This window comes from uncultured Massilia sp., from assembly GCF_913773735.1.
Classification (GTDB): domain Bacteria; phylum Pseudomonadota; class Gammaproteobacteria; order Burkholderiales; family Burkholderiaceae_D; genus Telluria.
Genome location: NZ_CAJYEB010000034.1, coordinates 205,893 through 223,586 on the forward strand (window position 1 = coordinate 205,893; position 17,694 = coordinate 223,586).

Below are 17,694 nucleotides of genomic sequence, written 5' to 3' on the forward strand. Positions count from 1 at the left end.
TCGATCAGGCTTTCGATTCTGCGATTTTGTCGTCTTCCTGGTGCTTGTACAACTCGTTCTGGCGCTTGCTGCCCTTGAACACGCTGCGGATCACGAGGAAGAACACGGGGACGAACACCACGCCCAGCACGGTCGCCGTGATCATGCCGCCCATCACGCCGGTACCGATGGCGTGCTGCGAGGCGGCGCCGGCGCCGTTGGAGATGGCCAGCGGCAGCACGCCCAGGATGAACGCCAGCGAGGTCATGATGATCGGGCGGAAGCGCAGGTGCGCCGCTTCCAGCGCCGCCTCGAACGGCGACTTGCCCTCGGCCTGCAGGTCCTTGGCGAATTCCACGATCAGGATCGCGTTCTTCGCGGCCAGGCCGATGATGGTGATCAGGCCGACCTTGAAGTAGACGTCGTTGGACAGGCCGCGCATCGAGGCCGCCAGCAGCGAACCGAGCACGCCCAGCGGCACGACCAGCAGCACGGCCACCGGGATCGACCAGCTTTCATACAGCGCGGCCAGGGCCAGGAACACGGCCAGCAGGGCGAAGCCGATCAGGATGAACACGGTCGAGCCGGACAGGATTTCCTCGCGCGACTGGCCGGTCCACTCGTAGGCGAAGCCCGCCGGCAGCTGGGCCGCCAGGCGCTGCATCTCGTCCAGCGCCTGGCCGGTCGAATAGCCCGGGGCCGGTTCGCCGGTCAGCTTCATCGACGGATAGCCGTTGTAGCGGATCGTCTGCATCGGGCCGGTGACCCATTCGGTGCTGGCGAACGAGGACAGCGGCACCGGCTTGCCCTGGGTGTTCAGGGCGTTGATGCGCAGCAGGTCGTCCGGCTGCATGCGCTGCGGCGCATCGGCCTGCACGATCACGCGCTGCAGGCGGCCGGCGTTGGGGAAGTCGTTCACGTACGAGGAGCCGAGCGAGGTCGACAGCGCGTTGTTGATCGCGGCGAACGTCACGCCCAGGGCCTGCGCCTTGTCGCGGTCGATGTTCAGCTTGAGCTGCGGCGCGTCTTCCAGGCCTTCCGGACGCATGCCGGTCAGCACCTTGCTCTGCATCGCCATGCCCAGCAGCTGGTTGCGCGCGGCCACCAGCGCCGCGTGGCCGTTGCCGCCGCGGTCCTGCAGGCGGAACGAGAAGCCGGTGCCGGTGCCCAGTTCCGGGATCGGCGGCGGGCTCACCACGAAGATGAACGAATCGCGCAGCGCGCCCATGTGCATCGTCACGCGGCCGGCGAAGTCCTGCGCCGTGTGGCCCTTGCCCTTGCGCTCGTCCCACGGTTTCAGCGGGATGAAGGCGAGGCCCATGTTCTGGCCCTGGCCGGAGAACGAGAAGCCGGTCACGGCGACCATGTTGGCGACTTCCGGCTGCTTGAGCACGTAGTCTTCCATGGCGCGCAGCACGGTGCCGGTGCGCTCTGCGGTGGCGCCCGGCGGCAGCTGGATGTTGGCGATCACGTAGCCCTGGTCCTCGTTCGGCAGGAACGAGTTCGGCAGGCGCGTGAACATCCAGCCGACCACGGCGACCAGCACCAGGAACACGACCATCCAGCGGCCCGCGCGCTTCAGCAGCTTGGCGACGAAGCCCTCGTAGCGCTTGGCGCCCTTGCTGAAGTTGCGGTTGAACCAGCCGAAGAAGCCCTTCTTGTCCATATGGTGGCCCGCCTCGACGGGTTTCAGCATGTGCGCGCACAGCGCCGGCGTCAGCGACAGCGCCAGGAAGGCCGAGAAGCCGATCGAGGTCACCATCACGGCCGAGAACTGGCGGTAGATGTTGCCGACGGCGCCGGCGAAGAACGCCAGCGGCACGAACACGGCCATCAGCACCACGGTCACGCCGATGATCGCGCCCGAGATCTGGCCCATGGCCTTGCGCGTGGCCTGCAGCGGCGGCAGGCCTTCCTCGGACATGATGCGCTCGACGTTCTCCACCACCACGATGGCGTCGTCGACCACGATACCGATCACCAGCACCATGCCGAACATGGTCAGCACGTTGATCGAGAAGCCCATCGCCAGCAGGCAGGCGAACGAACCCAGCAGCGCCACCGGCACCACGATGGTCGGGATGATGGTGTAGCGGAAGTTCTGCAGGAAGATGAACATCACGATGAACACCAGCACGATCGCCTCGATCAGGGTGTGCACCACCTGTTCGATCGAGATCTGGATGAAGGTGGTCGAGTCGTAGGGAATCGAGTACTTCATGCCTTTCGGGAAGTACTTCTGCAGCTCCTTCATGCGCGCCTTGATCAGGTTCGCGGTCTCGAGCGCGTTACCGGACGGCGACAGCTGCACGCCGATGCCGGCCGACGGCTTGCCGTTCAGGCGCGCCGTGGTGGAATAGGCCTGGCCGCCGATCTCGATGCGGGCGACGTCCTTCAGGCGCACGGTGGAACCGTCCGGATTGGCGCGCAGCACGATGTTGCCGAACTGCTCGACGCTCGACAGCTGGCCGGTCACGATCACGGTGGCGCTGATCTGCTGGCCCCTGGCCAGCGGCAGGTCGCCGATGGTGCCCGACGCCACCTGGGCGTTCTGCTGGCTGATGGCGGTGGTCACGTCGGCCGGCGACATGTTGAAGCCGACCAGCTTGGCCGGATCGATCCAGATGCGCATCGCGCGTTCGGTACCGAACAGCTGGGCCTGGCCCACGCCCTTGATCCGCTGGATCTCGGGCAGCACGTTGCGCGACGCGTAGTCGCCCAGCGCGATGTTGTCGGTATTCGGGTCGTCCGACGACAGGATGGTGAACAGCAGGAAGTTCGAGCGCGCCTTGTCGACGCGCACGCCTTGCTGGGTCACGGCCGGCGGCAGGCGCGGGGTGGCGCGCGACAGGCGGTTCTGGACGTCGACCTGGGCCAGGTCCGGGTCGGTGCCGGTCTCGAACGAGATGGTGATCGAGCCGGTGCCGTTGGCCTGGCTGGTCGATTCCATGTAGATCATGCCCTGGGCACCGTTCATCTCGCGTTCGATGATCGAGATGACGGAATCCTCCAGCGTCTGCGCCGACGCACCCGGATAGGTGACGCTGACGACGATCGATGGCGGCGCCACGGTCGGGTACTGCGCGATCGGCAGCTGCTTGATGGCGACGCCGCCAAGCACCATGATGAACAGCGCGATCACCCAGGCAAAGATGGGGCGGTCAATGAAAAAACGTGCCATGTGGTAGTCCTGTTCCTGTCGAGTCTTACCGGTTGCCGTTGGCCGGCGTGTTCGCGCCCGCGGCCGGCGAACCGCTGGCCGGGGTGCGGCTGCCCGCCGCGGCGGCCGTGGCCTGGGCACCGGCCGCATTCGGCTGGCCGGCCGGCGCGCCGGCGGCGGCGGGCGCTGCGGGCGCTGCGGCCGGCGTCCAGGCGACCGGCTGCACCGGCGTGCCCGGCGGCAGCATCTGCAGCTTCTGGAAGCCGTCCACCATGACCTTCTCGCCTTCCTTCAGGCCGTCGACGACGACCCAGTTCTCGCCGTTCTGCGAGGCGATCTTGACGGTGCGCTGGGCCGGCTTGTTGTCGGCGCCGATCACCATCACGGTATCGCCCTGGGCGCCGCCGCGGGTGACGGCCTGCTGCGGCACCAGGATGCCCGACGGCAGCTCGGCCTGGGACAGGCGCACGCGCACGTACTGGCCCGGCAGCAGGGCGTTGTCCGGGTTGGCGATCTCGGCGCGCAGCGTGACCTGGCCGCTGGTCTCGTCGACGGTCACGTCGGAGAACAGCAGCTTGCCCTTGCGCGGCAGCACGGTGCCGTCGTCCAGCACCACGGTGACGGGCAGCGCCGCGTCGATGCCCTTGCCGCCGGCCTTCTTGCGCAGGTTCTGCAGTTCGAGGGCCGACTGGGTGATGTTCAGGTACATCGCATCGGTCTGCTGGATCAGCGCCAGCTGGGTCGCCTCGGTGGCGGAGACGAGCGCGCCCTCGGTGACCAGCGCGCGGCCGATGCGGCCCGTGATCGGGGCGTAGACGTTCGAATAATCGAGGTTGATCTGGGCGATCTTCAGCTGGGCCTTGGCGGAATTGACTTCGGCCTCGGCCTGCTTGGCGGCGGCGACGGCGTTGGTGTATTCCTGCTTGCTGACGGCGTTCGCCGCGACCAGCGGCTTGTAGCGCTCGACGATCGCGGACGTCGAGGTGAAGGTGGCTTCGGCGCTGCCCACGGCCGCCCGCGCGGCGTTGACCTGGGCCTGGTACGGGGCCGGATCGATCTGGAACAGCGACTGGCCCTGCTTGACCACGCTGCCTTCGGTGAACAGGCGCTTCAGGACGACGCCGTTGACGCGGGCGCGCACCTGGGCGGTACGGATGGCCTGGGCACGGGCCGGCAGTTCGGTTTCCAGCGCGACCGGCTGGAACTTCGCGGTGATGACGCCGACTTGCGGCGCCGGCATCTTGGCGCCGGCGGCGGCGCCGGGGCCGGCCTTGGCGTCGTCCTTGGAACCGCAGGCCGACAGCGCGGCCACGGCGATCAGGGTACTCGCGGCGATCCTGGACATGCGCATGGGCAACAGGGAAGGGGAGTGGGCAGAGCGCATCGAATGCTTCCTTTTTATTAGAAAAAGGATAAAACCGTCCTGCAGCACTTCTCTGGCACGGCACGCGGTTTTATCACTGATTTTGGAGAAACCCGGCTATACTATCACGAGTGTATGTTTAAATGTTTCCGCCCCTACAAATGGAGAATCCCGGCTGATGGCCCGCAGAACAAAAGAAGAGGCGGCTGCCACGCGTGACAGCATCCTGGATGCAGCAGAAAAATTGTTCGTCGAACAGGGCGTATCGCGCACAACGCTACAGCATATCGCAACCGAGGCCGGCGTGACGCGTGGCGCCATTTACTGGCATTTCGACGACAAAGGCGCGCTGTTCAACGCGATGATGGAGCGCGCCACGCTGCCGCTGGAGGGGGAACTGCAGATGCTGGACCGGTCGGAATCGGCCGATCCGCTGGACGACCTGCGCAACTACCTGCTGGCGGTGCTGCGCCGCACCGTGGAAGACCCGGGCGCGCGCCGCGTGTTCGAGATCGCGACGCTGAAGGTGGAATTCGTCGACGAGATGGACCCGGTGCGCCAGCGCCGCCAGCACAACATCAACAACTGGATGAGCCGCGCCGAGCGCCGCATCCGGCTGGCGGCCGAGAAGGGCCTGATCGACCCGGCCATCGACGTGCACGTGACGGCGCTGTCGATGTGGATCCTGATCGACGGCCTGATCCACAGCTGGATGTTCGACCAGGCCGCGTTCGACCTGATCCGGCAGGGGGAGTGCGTGATCGACCCCTACCTGAACGGCCTGCGCGCGCGGTTGCCCGGCTGACCGGCCGGAGCGTCAGATCTCGGCCCGGATCAGGTCGAACGTCCGCTCGAGCGCCTGCGCGGCAGAGCCGGCTTCCGGCCGGCGCCGCCAGTCCTCGATCGCCAGGCGCATGGCGCCCATCGCCACCATCGCGACGATGCGCAGCGCGGCGCGTTTTTCCGGCTGGCGCCACACCTCGCACAACACGTCGAACAACATCGCTTCCTGCGTCGCATAGGCGGCCTGCTTGCGGATCGTCAGCGTTTCGCTGGCGCGCATGACGCCGTCCAGCGCCTCCATCTCTTCGTGCTGGTATTGCGCGGCATGCGCGACCAGGGTCCGGCGCACCGCGTCCAGCGGCGCCGTGTCCGGCGACACCGTGCGCAGCGCCGCGCACACTTCCTGCCACGCGGCCGCCTGCCAGGCCAGTACCAGATCGTCCTTCGACTTGAAATACGAAAAGAAGCTGCGCCGCGAAATGCCGGCCGCCGCGGCGATGTCGTCGAGCGTGGTCGCTTCGTAGCCGTCGCGCAGGAACAGTTGCAGGCCGGTCTCGGCAATGCGTGCGCGGGTGGCGTTGCGCTTGCGCGCGCGCGCGCCGCCGGCGTCCGGGTCATGGTCGGGAAGTGCAGTCACATCGAACCTCTTGCAAATCTGCACCGAGTGCAATAAATTATGCACTCGGTGCATTTAATTGTGGTGAGAGGGGGTTAGTATGACAGCTTGGAACGTTGCCGATATACCGGCGCAGCGCGGCCGCACGGCGGTCGTGACCGGCACGGGAGGGATCGGGCGGGAAATCGCGCTGGCGCTGGCCGCCGCCAGCGCCGACGTGATCATTGCCGGCCGCAATGCGGGCAAGGGGCAGGCCGCCGTGGAGGCGGTGCGCCGCCAGGTCGAGGGCGCGCGGGTACGGTTCGAGGCACTCGACCTGGCGAGCCTGGATTCGGTCGACGCCTGCGCACGGCGCCTGCGCGCCCGGCATGAGGGCATCGACCTGCTCGTCAACAATGCGGCAGTGATGACGCCGCCGCAACGGCGGCTGAGCGCCGACGGCTTCGAACTGCAGTTCGCCACCAATTATCTCGGCCATGTCGCGCTGACGGCGCACCTGCTGCCGCTGCTGCGCGCGCGCCAGGACGCGCGCGTGGTCACGCTGTCGAGCGTCGCCAGCCGCAGCGGCGCCATCGCGTTCGACGACCTGCAGGCGCAGCAGCGCTATCGGCCGATGGTGGCGTACGCGCAGTCCAAGCTGGCTTGCCTGATGTTCGCCCTGGAACTGCAGCGCCGCAGCGTTGCGCAGGGCTGGGGCGTCGCCAGCCTGGCCGCCCATCCGGGCGTGGCGCGGACCGACCTGCTGCACAACGGCGCCGGACGGGACAGCCTGGCCGGGCGCCTGCGCACCCACCTGTGGTTCCTGTTCCAGCCGGCGCCGCAGGGGGCGCTGCCCGCCCTGTTCGCCGCCACGGCGCGCCAGGCCGCCGGCGGGGAATACTACGGACCCGCCGGCCTCGGCGAACTGCGCGGCGCGCCGGCGCCGGCCCGCATCCCCGCGCAGGCCCTCGACAGCGTCGCCGCCGCGCGCCTGTGGGCCGTGTCCGGGGAACTGGCCGGCATCGCGTTTCCGGATGCCGGGGGCCCGTTCCGGAGCGCGCCATCGCCAGCGCGCTGACAAAAAAAAGCCCCCGCGCGCGGCGGGGGCGATGGGCCGGTGGGGCGATCGCGGCCCGGCCGGGCGATCAGCGCATCTCGTCGATCATCTTGCGCAGCTTGGCCGAATCGGCGCAGAACGCGCGGATGCCTTCGGCCAGCTTCTCGGTCGCCATCGCGTCCTCGTTCAGCATGAAGCGGAAGGTCTTCTCGTCCATGGCGATCTTCTGGATGTCGGCAGCGGCGTCGGCCACCAGCTTGCGCTCGACGGCGCCGTCGGCGTCGGCCAGCTTCTGCAGCAGGTCCGGCGAGATGGTGAGCAGGTCGCAGCCGGCCAGTTCCAGGATCTGCGAGGTGTTGCGGAAGCTCGCGCCCATGACTTCGGTCTTGTAGCCGAAGGTGCGGTAGTACTGGTAGATGCGCTTGACCGACTGCACGCCCGGGTCGTCCGCACCCGTGTACTCGGTACCGGTGGACTTCTTGTACCAGTCGTAGATGCGGCCGACGAACGGCGAGATCAGCTGCACGCCGGCCTCGGCGCAGGCGATCGCCTGGCACAGCGAGAACAGCAGGGTCAGGTTGCAGCGGATGCCATCCTGTTCCAGGATCTCGGCGGCGCGGATGCCTTCCCAGGTCGAGGCGATCTTGATCAGGACGCGCTCGCGCGGCACGCCGGCGGCTTCGTACAGGGCGATCAGCTCGCGGCCCTTGGCGACCGTGGCCTCGGTGTCGAACGACAGGGCGGCATCGATCTCGGTCGAGACGCGGCCCGGCACGAACTTCAGGATCTCGACGCCGAACGCGATCAGGAGGCGGTCGATGACTTCCTCGGTCGAGGCGCCGGCGTTGTCGGCGATCGCCTTTTCCAGCAGCGGACGGTATTCCGGCTTCTGGACGGCCTTCAGGATCAGCGACGGGTTGGTGGTCGCATCCTGCGGCGCGTAGGCCTTGATCGACTGGAAGTCGCCGGTGTCGGCCACCACGGTGGTGAATTGCTTGAGCTGTTCGAGTTGGTTCATGGTGCAGGGAAGGGGATGGGTGGAAATCAAGGCGCTATTGTACCCGCTTCGGACCGGGGCATGACCGGCGCGGGGCCCGGCCCGGCGCGCACGCCGCGCGCACGGGCCGTGCGACGATCAGCAGTCGGTCGCGTCCAGGAACGCCGCCACCATCGCTTCCAGCCCGGCCTTGTCCTCGTCCGAGAAGCGGTCCGGGAGCGGGCTGTCGATGTCGAACACGCCGACCAGCCTGTCGCCCTTGAGCAGCGGGATCACGATTTCCGAGGCCGAGGCCGAATCGCAGGCGATGTGGCCCGGGAACGCGTGCACGTCCGCCACGACGATGGTCTTGCGCTCGACGGCGGTGGTGCCGCACACGCCGCGCCCGAACGGGATGCGCGCGCAGGCCGGCTTGCCCTGGAACGGGCCGACCAGCAGGTCTTGCGTGCCTTCCTTTTTGCCCGGCACGGTCAGGTAGAAGCCGGCCCAGTTCAGGTCGGCGATGGTGTCGTAGACCAGCGCCGAGAATTGCGCGGCGTTCGCGGTCAGGTCGCGCTCGCCCTCGAGGACGCTGGCGACCTGGCGTACCAGCAGGTCGTAGTCGGGGCGGGTGCTGCGTTCGGGATTGATGTGCATGGCGGAGACGGAAGCTGTCGATGTCGAAGCGGCGTATTTTAAGGCAGCGCGCGGTTTGGTGCTGGGCGTCCACGGCCCGATCCACGGGATGCGCCCGCACGGCGCGCACGACAGCCGTGCGCAGGCACGCGCGCGCGCCGGTCTACAATGACCTGCCGATCCCGCCGCGAGGACCACGATGAGCATCGCCCCGTTCCGCATCGCCATTCCCGACGCCGCCCTGGTCGACCTGGACGAACGCCTGCTGCGCCTGCGCATCCCGGACGGTATCGCGGACCAGGGCTGGCGCGAAGGCATCGACCCCGGCTTCCTGCGCGACCTGCTCGACTATTGGTCGTCCGAATTCGACTGGCGCGCCCACGAATCGCGCCTGAACGAATTGCCGCAATACGTCGCTGACGTCGACGGCCAGCCGATCCACTTCGTGCACCAGCCCGGCAACGGGCCGGACCCGCTGCCGCTGGTGCTGACGCACGGCTGGCCCGGCTCCTTCCTAGAGATGGAGCGGATCGTGCCGCTGCTGGCCGACCCCGGCGCGCACGGCGCCGATCCCGCCGACAGTTTCCACGTGGTCGTGCCCTCGCTGCCGGGCTACGGCTTTTCGCCGGCGCCGCCGGTCGCGGGGCTCGGCACGTATGCGACGGCCTACCTGTGGGCCGGCCTGATGGCGCAACTGGGCTACGCGCGCTTCGGCGTCCAGGGCGGCGACCTCGGCGCCGGCGTCAGCGCCTGGCTCGGCCAGCGTTTCCCGGAACGGGTCGTCGGCATGCACCTGAACTTCATCCCCGGCGCCTACCGCCCGCCCGAGGGCGCGCCGACCACGCCCGAGGAACGGGCCTACCTGGAGCGCCGCAAGGCATGGGCCGACGAGGAGGGCGCCTACGCCCACATGCACGCTACCCGGCCGTACACGGCGGCCATCGGCCTGAACGATTCGCCGGCGGGCCTGGCCGCCTGGATCGGGGAGAAGTTCCACGCCTGGTCCGAGAAGTTCGACGACACCATCGGCATCGACACGCTGCTGGCCAACGTCAGCCTGTACTGGTTCACGCAGACGATCGGCCCGTCGATGCGCATGTATGCCGAGGAACGCGCGCGGCCGATGACGTTGCAGCAAAAGATCCGGCCGCCGCTGGGCGTGGCGCATTTCCCCGCCGAGATCGTGATGCCGCCGCGCAGCTGGGTCGAGCGCGGTTTCGACGTGCGGCGCTGGACGGCGATGCCGGCCGGCGGCCACTTCGCCGCGCTGGAACAGCCGGCGCTGCTGGCCGAGGACATCCGCGCCTTCTTCCGGCCGCTGCGCGGCGGCGCCTGACGCGATGGTTCAGCGCGCCCGCAGGCCGCGCTTCTCGAACCAGTGGTGGGCGTAGGGATTGGCGTTGTAAGGGGGGATCTCGACGTAGCCGCCGCGCAGGTAGAGGGCGCGCGCCTCGACCAGGTGCTTGTTCGTGTCCAGGCGCAATACGTCCAGGCCGGCGGCCGCGGCCTGGGCCTCGAGCGCGTCCAGCAGGCGCCGGGCGATGCCCAGGCCGCGCGCGGCCGGCGCCACCCACATGCGCTTGATCTCGCCGTGGTCGTCGTCCAGTGTCTTGAGCGCGCCGCAGCCCAGCGCGGCGCCGTCCAGGCGCGCGAGGAAGAACCAGCCCGAGGGCGGCACCAGTTCGTGCGGATCGGCCGGGACGCTGCGCGCGGGATCGAAGCCATCGTCCAGGCGCGCCTGCAGTTCCTCGAAGTAGGCCCGGATGCAGGCGGCGGCGTCCGGCCCGGCGGGATCGGCGAGTTCGACGGTGACGGCCGCGGCCCGCAACAATCGCTCGACCTCGCCCATCGCGGCCAGCAGGCGCCGGCGCTGGGTGGCGCCCAACGGCGCCAGCAGCGCGGCGGCCAGTTCCCCGGAACGCCGGTCGAGCCGGTCCCACTCTTGCATGCCAGCGGCCGTCAGGGCCACGCGCCGTACCCGCGCATCGATGGCGTCGCGCTGCGAGCTGACGAGGCCGGCGCTTTCCAGTTCGCGCAGCATGCGGCTGAGATAACCCGAATCCAGCCCGAGCCGGGCGCGCAAGTCGCGCACTGCGGCACCGTCGCGGCCGATCTCGAACAACAGCCGCGCCTCGCCCAGCGGGCGGCCGCTGTCCAGGTAATTGCCGTCGAGTACACCGATGCGCTGCGTTACCGTGCGGTTGAAGCGGCGTACCTGCGAAATGTGGTCATCGTCCATTACCTGACTCTAGTCAGATGAATCCCTGATGTCAACGAGAATATCGTCGAATTAGATGGCGGTTAACATCTATTTTAACATTTAGATTATCATTGCCATCTAACTGAAAAACGAAGGGGGAACACCATGCGCGTCAGTCGCGAGCAGGCAGAAGACAACCGGCGCGCCGTCGTCGAAGCGGCAGGAAAATTGTTCCGCGAACGCGGGTTCGACGGCGTGGGCCTGAACGAGTTGATGGGGTCGGTCGGCCTGACCCACGGCGGCTTCTACAAGCAGTTCGCCTCGAAGGACGCGCTGGCCCTCGAGGCCTGCGAGCGCGCGCTGGAGAAGGGCGCCGACGGCTGGCGCCGTGCGGCCGATGCGGCCAATGCCGAGGGCAAGGATGCGTATGCCGCCCTGGTCGAGCGCTACCTCGCGCCGGGGCACCGCGCGAACGTCGGCACGGGTTGCGCGTTCGCCGCGCTGGCCGCCGATGCGGCGCGCCACGGCCCCGAACTGCCGCGCCGCTTCGAGGCAGGCATCAAGACCTATGCCGCCATCCTCGAAGACGCCATGCCGGACGCCGCGCCCGACGCCGCGCTCGCCACGTTTTCCACCATGGTCGGCGCGCTGCTGCTGGCGCGCGCCGTCGAGGACGAAGACTATGCCCGGCGCATCCTCGCCGCGGCCGCCGCCAGCCTGCTGGGAGACAAGGCATGAGCCGCGCAGGCATGAACCACGCAGGCATGAACCGCGCGCCCCTGTCGCAGCGCCTGGCGGACGCGCTGGCCCGCCGCGGCGTGCACTACGGCTGGATCGTCGCCGCCGTCACCTTCCTGACGGCGCTGTCCTCGTCCGCCGCGCTGGGCCTGCCCGGCGCCTTGCTGCAGCCGCTCAGCCGCGAGTTCGGCTGGAGCGTCGACCAGATCTCGACGGCGCTGGCGCTGCGCTTCGCCCTGTTCGGCCTGATGGGACCGTTCTCGGCGATCCTGATGCAGCGCTTCGGCCTGCGCAACGTGATGGTCGCGGCGCTCGGCCTGATCGCCGCCGGCCTGGCCTGCGTGCGCCAGGTGACCGCGTTCTGGCAGCTGGTGCTGCTGCTCGGCGTCGTGCTGGGCGTCGGCTCGGGCATGACGGCGCTGGTATTGAACGCCGTCGTGTCGAACCGCTGGTTCGAGCGGCGCCGCGGTCTCGTGATGGGCCTGCTGACGGCCAGTTCCGCCACCGGCCAGCTGGTCTTCCTGCCGTTCGGCACCTGGCTGATCGAGCACGGCGGCTGGCGCATGGCGCTGCTGCCGGTGATGGCGAGCTGCGTGCTGGTCGGCGTCGCCGCCTTCCTGCTGGTGCGCGACCATCCGCAGGAACTCGGCCTGCATCCTTTCGGCGGGGAGGCGGCGGCGCCGCCGGTCGTGCCGCCGCGCCTGCCGGTGTCGGTCATGACGCCGTTCCGCACGCTGGCCGCGGTGCGCGGCGACCGCGTGTTCTGGGTCCTGTTCGGCAGCTTCTTCATCTGCGGCCTGAGCACCAATGGCCTGATCCAGAGCCACTTCATCTCGCTGTGCGGCGACGCCGGCCTGGGCGCGATCCCGGCGGCCTCGGTGCTGGCGATGATGGGCGCCTTCGACCTGGTCGGCACCATCCTGTCCGGCTGGCTGTCCGACCGCTACGACAGCCGCTACCTGCTGTGCTGGTACTACGCGCTGCGCGGGCTGTCGCTGGCGTGGCTGCCGTCGGCCGACTTCACGCTCACGGGCCTGTCGCTGTTCGCCATCTTCTACGGCCTGGACTGGATCGCGACGGTGCCGCCGACCGTGCGCCTGGCCGCCCAGAACTACGGCAAGGAACGCGCGCCGATGGTGTTCGGCTGGGTGTTCGCCGGCCACCAGCTCGGCGCGGCCGTGGCGGCCTATGGCGCCGGCTACATCCGCACCGTGAGCTTCACCTACAGCCCGGCGGTGTACGTGGCGGCCGGCGCGTGCGGGGTGGCGGCGTTGATGGTGCTGCTGGCGCGGCGGCGCAAGGCGGATACGGCGGCCTCGGCGCAGGCGGCGGGCGTCGCGTAGGTTGCCTCGAAACCGTCGCCCCGGCGCAGGCCGGGGCCCAATCATGCATGCGTTGTCGCATTGCATGCGCATTGGGTCCCGGCCTGCGCCGGGACGACGTGCAGGTCGGTGAGTGCACGGCCAGGCGCCTTTTGCGACAGCCTCCTGCGCCGGGGCGACGGGGCTCAGCCGATGAAGGAATCGAACTGCATGTCGAATTCCTGCAGCGCCTTCTGCGCGTTCTGCATCTTCTTGCGGAATTCGGGGCCGCGCTGCAGCGCCAGGCCGACGGCCAGCACGTCGATCACGACCAGGTAGGCCAGGCGCGCCGAGATCGGCGTGTACGGATCGGTCGCGAACACCAGGTCGATCGGGATCAGGAGGCTGGCCATGTCGGCCAGCTGCGTGCCCGACGGCGCCAGCACGATCACCTCGGCGCCGCCACGCCGCGCCAGCTTGGCCGAGCGCACCAGCGACGGATTGTTGCCGCGCTGTGAGATCGCCACCAGGGCGTCGCCCTCGCGCAGCAGCGCCGCGGCGATCGAATGGATCGCCGGGTCGGTGTAGGCGACCGTGGGCACGCCCGAGCGGAAGAACTTGTGCTGGGCGTCGGCGGCCACGAAGCCGGACGTGCCCTGGCCGTAGAACTCGATCTTGTTGGCGCGCGACAGGATGTCGAGCGCCTTCTGGATCAGCTCGGGCTTGAGGTTGTTGCGCAGGTCGAGCAGGGTGTTGATCGAGCGGCTGCAGATCTTGTTGACGAGGTCCGACGCCAGGTCGTCCTGGGTCGGCTGTTCGCTGGCGCCGGGCAGCGCCAGCGCCAGCCCTTGGGCCAGCTTGAGCTTGAACTCGTGCCAGCCGTCGTAGCCGATCGTGCGGCAGAAGCGCACGACGGTCGGTTCCGACACCTGCGCGCTGCGCGCCAGCGCCGTGATGTTCTGGCTGACCGTGGCGCCGGGCGCGGCCAGCACCGCCAGCGCCACCTTGCGTTCGGACTTCGACAGGGAGTCGAGCTGGGTGCGGATCGAATCGAGCAGCAAGATCGCGTCCTTCAGTCTTCAGGCAATGCTTCTTCGCGCCACTGCAGGCCGTCGCGGCCGATCAGCGCGGACGATGCCGCCGGGCCCCAGGTGCCCGAGGTGTAGGGCGCCGGCGCCGAGTCGTCCTGTTCCCAATGTTCGAGGATCGGCTCGACCCATTCCCAGGCCGCTTCCAGCTCGTCGCCGCGCATGAACAGCGTCAGCTGGCCGCGCAGCACGTCGAGCAGCAGGCGCTCGTAGGCTTCCATGCGCGGGGAGGTGAACTGTTCGCGGAAGTCGAGTTCGAGCTCGGCCTGCTTCAGGCGCATCGAGTCGCCCGGTGTCTTGGCCATCAGGTTCATCGACAGGCCCTCGTCCGGCTGCAGGCGGATCACCAGGCTGTTGGGCTGGAAGCTGGACGTCGGCTGGTTGAAGATCGAGTGCGGGATCTGCTTGAAGCGCACGACGATCTCGGCCAGGCGGTCGGCCATGCGCTTGCCGGTGCGCAGGTAGAACGGCACGCCGGCCCAGCGCCAGGTGTCGATCTCGGCCTTCATCGCCACGAAGGTCTCGGTCTTCGAGTGCCGGGGCGCGTTCGGCTCGTCGCGGTAGCCCGGCACCGGCTGGCCGTCGACGTAGCCGGAGCGGTACTGGCCGCGCACGATGTTCTGCGCCAGCGTGGTCGGGGTGAAGCGCTTGAGCGAGCGCAGCACCTGCAGCTTGGCGTCGCGCACGGCGTCCGGCGCGATCGACGTCGGCGGTTCCATCGCCACGATGCACAGCAGTTGCAGCAGGTGGTTCTGCAGCATGTCGCGCAGCGCGCCGGAATTGTCGTAGTAGCCCAGGCGGTTGCCCACGCCGATCTTCTCGGCGATGGTGATCTGCACGTCCGAGATCCATTCGCGGCGCCACAGCGGCTCGAACAGGATGTTACCGAAGCGCAGGGCCAGCAGGTTCTGCACGGTCTCCTTGCCCAGGTAGTGGTCGATCCGGTAGATCTGCGACTCGGCGAACACCTTGCCGACGTCGAGGTTGATCTGCCTGGCCGACGCCAGGTCGCGGCCCAGCGGCTTTTCCAGCACCACGCGCGAGTTCGGCGTGGCCAGGCCCACGGCGGCCAGGTTGTCGCAGATGCGCGCGAACAGCGAGGGCGGGGTGGCCAGGTAGTACACGCGCGTCAGCGAGGCGTCCTTGCGCAGCGCCTCGACCAGCGGGGCGTAGCTGGCGACGTCGCTGGCGTTCACGGCCACGTAGGTGACGCGGTCCAGGAATTGCTGCCATGCCCTGGCGTCCACCGCTTCCTTGATGTTCGGCTTCGCATTCGTCTCGATCATCTGCAGGAAGGCTTCCTGCGACATCGGGTCGAGGCCCACGCAGATGATGCGCGCGCTCGCCGGCAGGTCGCCGGCGACGTCGCGCGCGACCATCGCAGGCAGCAGCTTGCGCATCGCAAGGTCGCCGCTGCCGCCGAAGAAAACGAGGTCGAAGTCGGAAAGAGCCATGGTGTCGGAATCGGGAGGTGAGGAATAATGTAAATTTACTACGCAATAAGGTATTTCGCAAGTAAATTTACTACGTCAGGAGGCTGTCTGGAAGATATGGTGCCATATCCGCATGCGGCGGGGCGCGGCGCTCCGGGCGGGGCGCCGCGCGGGTGGGGGGCTCAGTGGTAGGGCGTGAAGGCGAAGCCGTTGCCGACGATCTGGGCGACGGCCTGCTGGTTTTCCGCGCTCTCGCTGAACGAGGTCAGCAGCTGGGCGACGGGGACGTCGCCGTGGTCGAGCGCCGCCAGCCAGTAGTCGTAGCCGGCCTGGTCGGGCGCGCGGTGCAGCACGTTCCGGTACACGGCCTGGATCAGGTCGGCGTTGCCCGCCTGCGCGCCGTACAGCCTGGCCGCTTCGTCCGAGCGCATGAACTGGCTGGCGATGGCCTCCAGCGACTGGCCGGCGTCCCTGGCCTGGATCCAGAAACCGAGGCCGGCACTGTCGGGCGTGCGGCCGAACGCGGCCTGGTAGAGCCGGTAGACCATGCCGGCATTGCCGTCGATGTCGATGGCGACGGTGGCGTCGTCGAACGCCAGGCGCTCGACGTGGGACAGCACGACGGCGCCGTCCTTGCCGCCGACGTGGAAGCCGTCGGCGGCGTGCGCGATCGTGTAGTCGGCGCGCTTACCGCCGAACTGCACGGTGTCGATGCCGGCCTTGCCGTCGATCGCAGCGATGCCGGCGGCCATCCCGAGCCAGTCGGCGCCGTCGCCGCCGGCCAGCACCTGGTGCGGCGCGTCGTTGGCGGCGCCGGGGCCGAGCGCGGCGCCGCGCACGATGCTGGCGATGACGTCCCTGGCGCTGGCGTGCGGCGATTGCTGGAACAGCAGCGCGGCCAGGCCGGCGACGTAGGGGCCGGCGAACGAGGTGCCGCCGTCGTCGTAGAACGCGTAGGCGCCGTCTCCCGTCGGGACGTAGCCGCTCGAACCGGCCATCACCCAGGGAAAGGGCGCCTGGCCGGGCTGGTTCGAGGAGGCGTAGGGGCTGCCCGCCAGCGCGTTCAGGTTGCCGACGGCGATGGCCTCGCCCGATTGCGCGCTGAGCGCCGGGCCGGTGGCGCCGTAGTGGCTGTTGTTGCCGCCGGCGATGACGACCACCACGTCGTGCTGGTAGGCGTAGTGGATGGCGTCGTCGATCTGGCCGTCGATGGCGGTGCTGCCGCTGCCCAGCGGCAGGCTGATCACCCTGGCGCCGTTGTCGACGGCCCAGCGGATGCCCAGCGCCACCTTGTCGCTGCTGTTGTTGCCGTCGCCGATGCGCACGCTCAGCAGGCTGGCGTCCGGCGCCACGCCCATGGTGTCGCGGCCGCCGTGGGCGGCATGGCTGGCAGCGATGATCGACGCCACGCCCAGCGCGTGGTACTGGTAGGTGCCGGGCGTGGGGCGCGGATCGGCGTCGTTGTCGAGCAGGTCGACGCCGCCGGCCAGGTTGCCGTCGATCTCCGGATGCGCGGCGATGCCGATGTCGACCACGGCCACCTTCACGCCCTTGCCGGTATAGCCCGCGGCCCAGGCCGACGAGGCGCTGATCAGGTTCAGCGCCAGGTTGTTGTTCTGGCCGTTCATCGGCAGCGTGGCGCCGAGGTCGGCCACGCCCAGCGACGCGGCGACGTTGATCAGGCCATAGCCCTGGGCCGTCGACCAGTCGCCCAGCGGGGTGGCGCCGACGTGCTCCGAAAAGTCGAAGAAGGACGGCGCGCCGCCGGCGCCGACGGTGATCTCGCCAGGCAGCGTCGCGAGGAACTTGAAGCCGGTCGTCCCGTCCGCGCCGACGACCTTCCAGGCGTGGCCGCCCACGGTGTCGGTCCGCCAGCTGGCGCCCGGCGCGATCTCGCCATACGGCTGTTCGACGCCGGCGCGGTCGATCCAGAACACCTTCAGGGCGGACGCTGCGTGGTTGGTGATGACGATCTGGGTGCGCTGGCCGGTGTCGGTGGACAGGATGGCAGCGCCGAGGGGAAGGAAGTCGAGAGTGGTCGTCGTGGACATGCTGGAAAAATTGGCAAGAATATTTCCAGCGAACAATACACGCTCGGTATATCGTTAGCAAGTAGGGTGGACGGCTTCGCCGTCCACGCGTTCAGATCACGCGTGCGTCCATGCGAACGCTGGCTGGACGCGTGGACGGCAGAGCCGTCCACCCTACCACGCGTGCGTCCATGCGAACGCTGGCTGGACGCGTGGACGGCAGAGCCGTCCACCCTACCACGCGTGCGTCCATGCGACCGCTGGCTGGACGCGTGGACGGCAGAGCCGTCCACCCTACCACGCGTGCGTCCATGCGACCGCTGGCTGGACGCGTGGACGGCAGAGCCGTCCACCC

At 68.8% G+C, this 17,694-nt stretch carries 14 protein-coding genes; 5 read left to right on the forward strand and 9 right to left on the reverse strand.

Annotation, left to right across the window (positions count from 1 at the left end; genetic code table 11):
- Window positions 1-4: 4 nt before the first annotated feature.
- On the reverse strand, window positions 5-3,160 hold the full coding sequence (locus tag QZ749_RS17365) for an efflux RND transporter permease subunit (protein ID WP_296949332.1): 3,156 nt from the start codon (window positions 3,158-3,160) through the stop codon (window positions 5-7).
- A 25-nt stretch (window positions 3,161-3,185) separates the two neighbouring features.
- Complete coding sequence (locus tag QZ749_RS17370; protein WP_296949370.1) at window positions 3,186-4,490, reverse strand: efflux RND transporter periplasmic adaptor subunit; 1,305 nt, start codon at window positions 4,488-4,490, stop codon at window positions 3,186-3,188.
- Between the two features lie 190 nt (window positions 4,491-4,680).
- Here QZ749_RS17370 and QZ749_RS17375 point away from each other — a divergent pair, with 190 nt between their 5' ends.
- Window positions 4,681-5,307 carry a TetR family transcriptional regulator gene (locus QZ749_RS17375; protein ID WP_296949333.1) on the forward strand — a complete coding sequence of 209 codons (627 nt, stop codon included), beginning with the start codon at window positions 4,681-4,683 and terminating at the stop codon, window positions 5,305-5,307.
- Between the two features lie 12 nt (window positions 5,308-5,319).
- Here the strand turns inward: QZ749_RS17375 and QZ749_RS17380 are convergent, their stop codons facing one another.
- Window positions 5,320-5,922, reverse strand: coding sequence for a TetR/AcrR family transcriptional regulator (locus tag QZ749_RS17380; protein WP_296949335.1), 603 nt, complete (start codon window positions 5,920-5,922; stop codon window positions 5,320-5,322).
- A 79-nt stretch (window positions 5,923-6,001) separates the two neighbouring features.
- On the opposite strand from QZ749_RS17380, the gene QZ749_RS17385 reads away from it, so the two are divergent.
- Window positions 6,002-6,958: an SDR family oxidoreductase gene (locus QZ749_RS17385; protein ID WP_296949336.1), complete on the forward strand. Its 957-nt coding sequence runs from the start codon at window positions 6,002-6,004 to the stop codon at window positions 6,956-6,958.
- A 67-nt stretch (window positions 6,959-7,025) separates the two neighbouring features.
- On the opposite strand, the gene tal is transcribed toward QZ749_RS17385, so the two are convergent.
- Window positions 7,026-7,955: a transaldolase gene (tal, locus tag QZ749_RS17390; RefSeq protein WP_296949338.1), complete on the reverse strand. Its 930-nt coding sequence runs from the start codon at window positions 7,953-7,955 to the stop codon at window positions 7,026-7,028.
- 117 nt (window positions 7,956-8,072) lie between these two features.
- The gene (locus tag QZ749_RS17395) at window positions 8,073-8,570 is read right to left on the reverse strand and encodes a GAF domain-containing protein (RefSeq protein WP_296949340.1); all 498 of its coding nucleotides are present in this window, start codon (window positions 8,568-8,570) and stop codon (window positions 8,073-8,075) included.
- A 178-nt stretch (window positions 8,571-8,748) separates the two neighbouring features.
- On the opposite strand from QZ749_RS17395, the gene QZ749_RS17400 reads away from it, so the two are divergent.
- The gene (locus QZ749_RS17400; RefSeq protein WP_296949342.1) at window positions 8,749-9,885 is read left to right on the forward strand and encodes an epoxide hydrolase family protein; all 1,137 of its coding nucleotides are present in this window, start codon (window positions 8,749-8,751) and stop codon (window positions 9,883-9,885) included.
- Between the two features lie 9 nt (window positions 9,886-9,894).
- On the opposite strand, the gene QZ749_RS17405 is transcribed toward QZ749_RS17400, so the two are convergent.
- A complete protein-coding gene (locus QZ749_RS17405; RefSeq protein WP_296949344.1) occupies window positions 9,895-10,788 on the reverse strand; it encodes a helix-turn-helix domain-containing GNAT family N-acetyltransferase in 894 nt (297 codons plus the stop codon).
- A 126-nt stretch (window positions 10,789-10,914) separates the two neighbouring features.
- Between QZ749_RS17405 and QZ749_RS17410 the strand changes: the two genes are divergently transcribed.
- Both QZ749_RS17410 and QZ749_RS17415 read left to right on the forward strand, forming a co-directional pair.
- The gene (locus tag QZ749_RS17410; RefSeq protein WP_296949346.1) at window positions 10,915-11,487 is read left to right on the forward strand and encodes a TetR/AcrR family transcriptional regulator; all 573 of its coding nucleotides are present in this window, start codon (window positions 10,915-10,917) and stop codon (window positions 11,485-11,487) included.
- Window positions 11,484-12,830, forward strand: a complete 1,347-nt coding sequence (locus QZ749_RS17415) for an MFS transporter (RefSeq protein ID WP_373896833.1) — start codon at window positions 11,484-11,486, stop codon at window positions 12,828-12,830. The genes QZ749_RS17410 and QZ749_RS17415 overlap by 4 nt, the downstream gene beginning before the upstream one ends.
- 164 nt (window positions 12,831-12,994) lie before the next feature.
- On the opposite strand, the gene QZ749_RS17420 is transcribed toward QZ749_RS17415, so the two are convergent.
- The 3 genes from QZ749_RS17420 to QZ749_RS17430 all read right to left on the reverse strand — a co-directional run bounded on the left by QZ749_RS17420 (window position 12,995) and on the right by QZ749_RS17430 (window position 17,360).
- On the reverse strand, window positions 12,995-13,849 hold the full coding sequence (locus QZ749_RS17420) for an SIS domain-containing protein (RefSeq protein ID WP_296949347.1): 855 nt from the start codon (window positions 13,847-13,849) through the stop codon (window positions 12,995-12,997).
- 11 nt (window positions 13,850-13,860) lie between these two features.
- Window positions 13,861-15,330 carry a glucose-6-phosphate dehydrogenase gene (gene zwf, locus QZ749_RS17425; protein ID WP_296949349.1) on the reverse strand — a complete coding sequence of 490 codons (1,470 nt, stop codon included), beginning with the start codon at window positions 15,328-15,330 and terminating at the stop codon, window positions 13,861-13,863.
- 161 nt (window positions 15,331-15,491) lie between these two features.
- Window positions 15,492-17,360, reverse strand: a complete 1,869-nt coding sequence (locus QZ749_RS17430; RefSeq protein ID WP_296949351.1) for a S8 family serine peptidase — start codon at window positions 17,358-17,360, stop codon at window positions 15,492-15,494.
- Window positions 17,361-17,694: the final 334 nt, after the last annotated feature.

Coding starts and splice junctions, on each gene's coding strand:
- QZ749_RS17405 (WP_296949344.1), bottom strand. CDS start 10,788: ATGGACGATGACCACATTTCGCAGGTACGCCGCTTCAACCGCACGGTA.
- QZ749_RS17370 (WP_296949370.1), bottom strand. CDS start 4,490: ATGCGCATGTCCAGGATCGCCGCGAGTACCCTGATCGCCGTGGCCGCG.
- QZ749_RS17400 (WP_296949342.1), top strand. CDS start 8,749: ATGAGCATCGCCCCGTTCCGCATCGCCATTCCCGACGCCGCCCTGGTC.
- QZ749_RS17375 (WP_296949333.1), top strand. CDS start 4,681: ATGGCCCGCAGAACAAAAGAAGAGGCGGCTGCCACGCGTGACAGCATC.
- QZ749_RS17385 (WP_296949336.1), top strand. CDS start 6,002: ATGACAGCTTGGAACGTTGCCGATATACCGGCGCAGCGCGGCCGCACG.
- QZ749_RS17415 (WP_373896833.1), top strand. CDS start 11,484: ATGAGCCGCGCAGGCATGAACCACGCAGGCATGAACCGCGCGCCCCTG.
- zwf (WP_296949349.1), bottom strand. CDS start 15,330: ATGGCTCTTTCCGACTTCGACCTCGTTTTCTTCGGCGGCAGCGGCGAC.
- QZ749_RS17365 (WP_296949332.1), bottom strand. CDS start 3,160: ATGGCACGTTTTTTCATTGACCGCCCCATCTTTGCCTGGGTGATCGCG.
- QZ749_RS17410 (WP_296949346.1), top strand. CDS start 10,915: ATGCGCGTCAGTCGCGAGCAGGCAGAAGACAACCGGCGCGCCGTCGTC.
- tal (WP_296949338.1), bottom strand. CDS start 7,955: ATGAACCAACTCGAACAGCTCAAGCAATTCACCACCGTGGTGGCCGAC.
- QZ749_RS17395 (WP_296949340.1), bottom strand. CDS start 8,570: ATGCACATCAATCCCGAACGCAGCACCCGCCCCGACTACGACCTGCTG.
- QZ749_RS17430 (WP_296949351.1), bottom strand. CDS start 17,360: ATGTCCACGACGACCACTCTCGACTTCCTTCCCCTCGGCGCTGCCATC.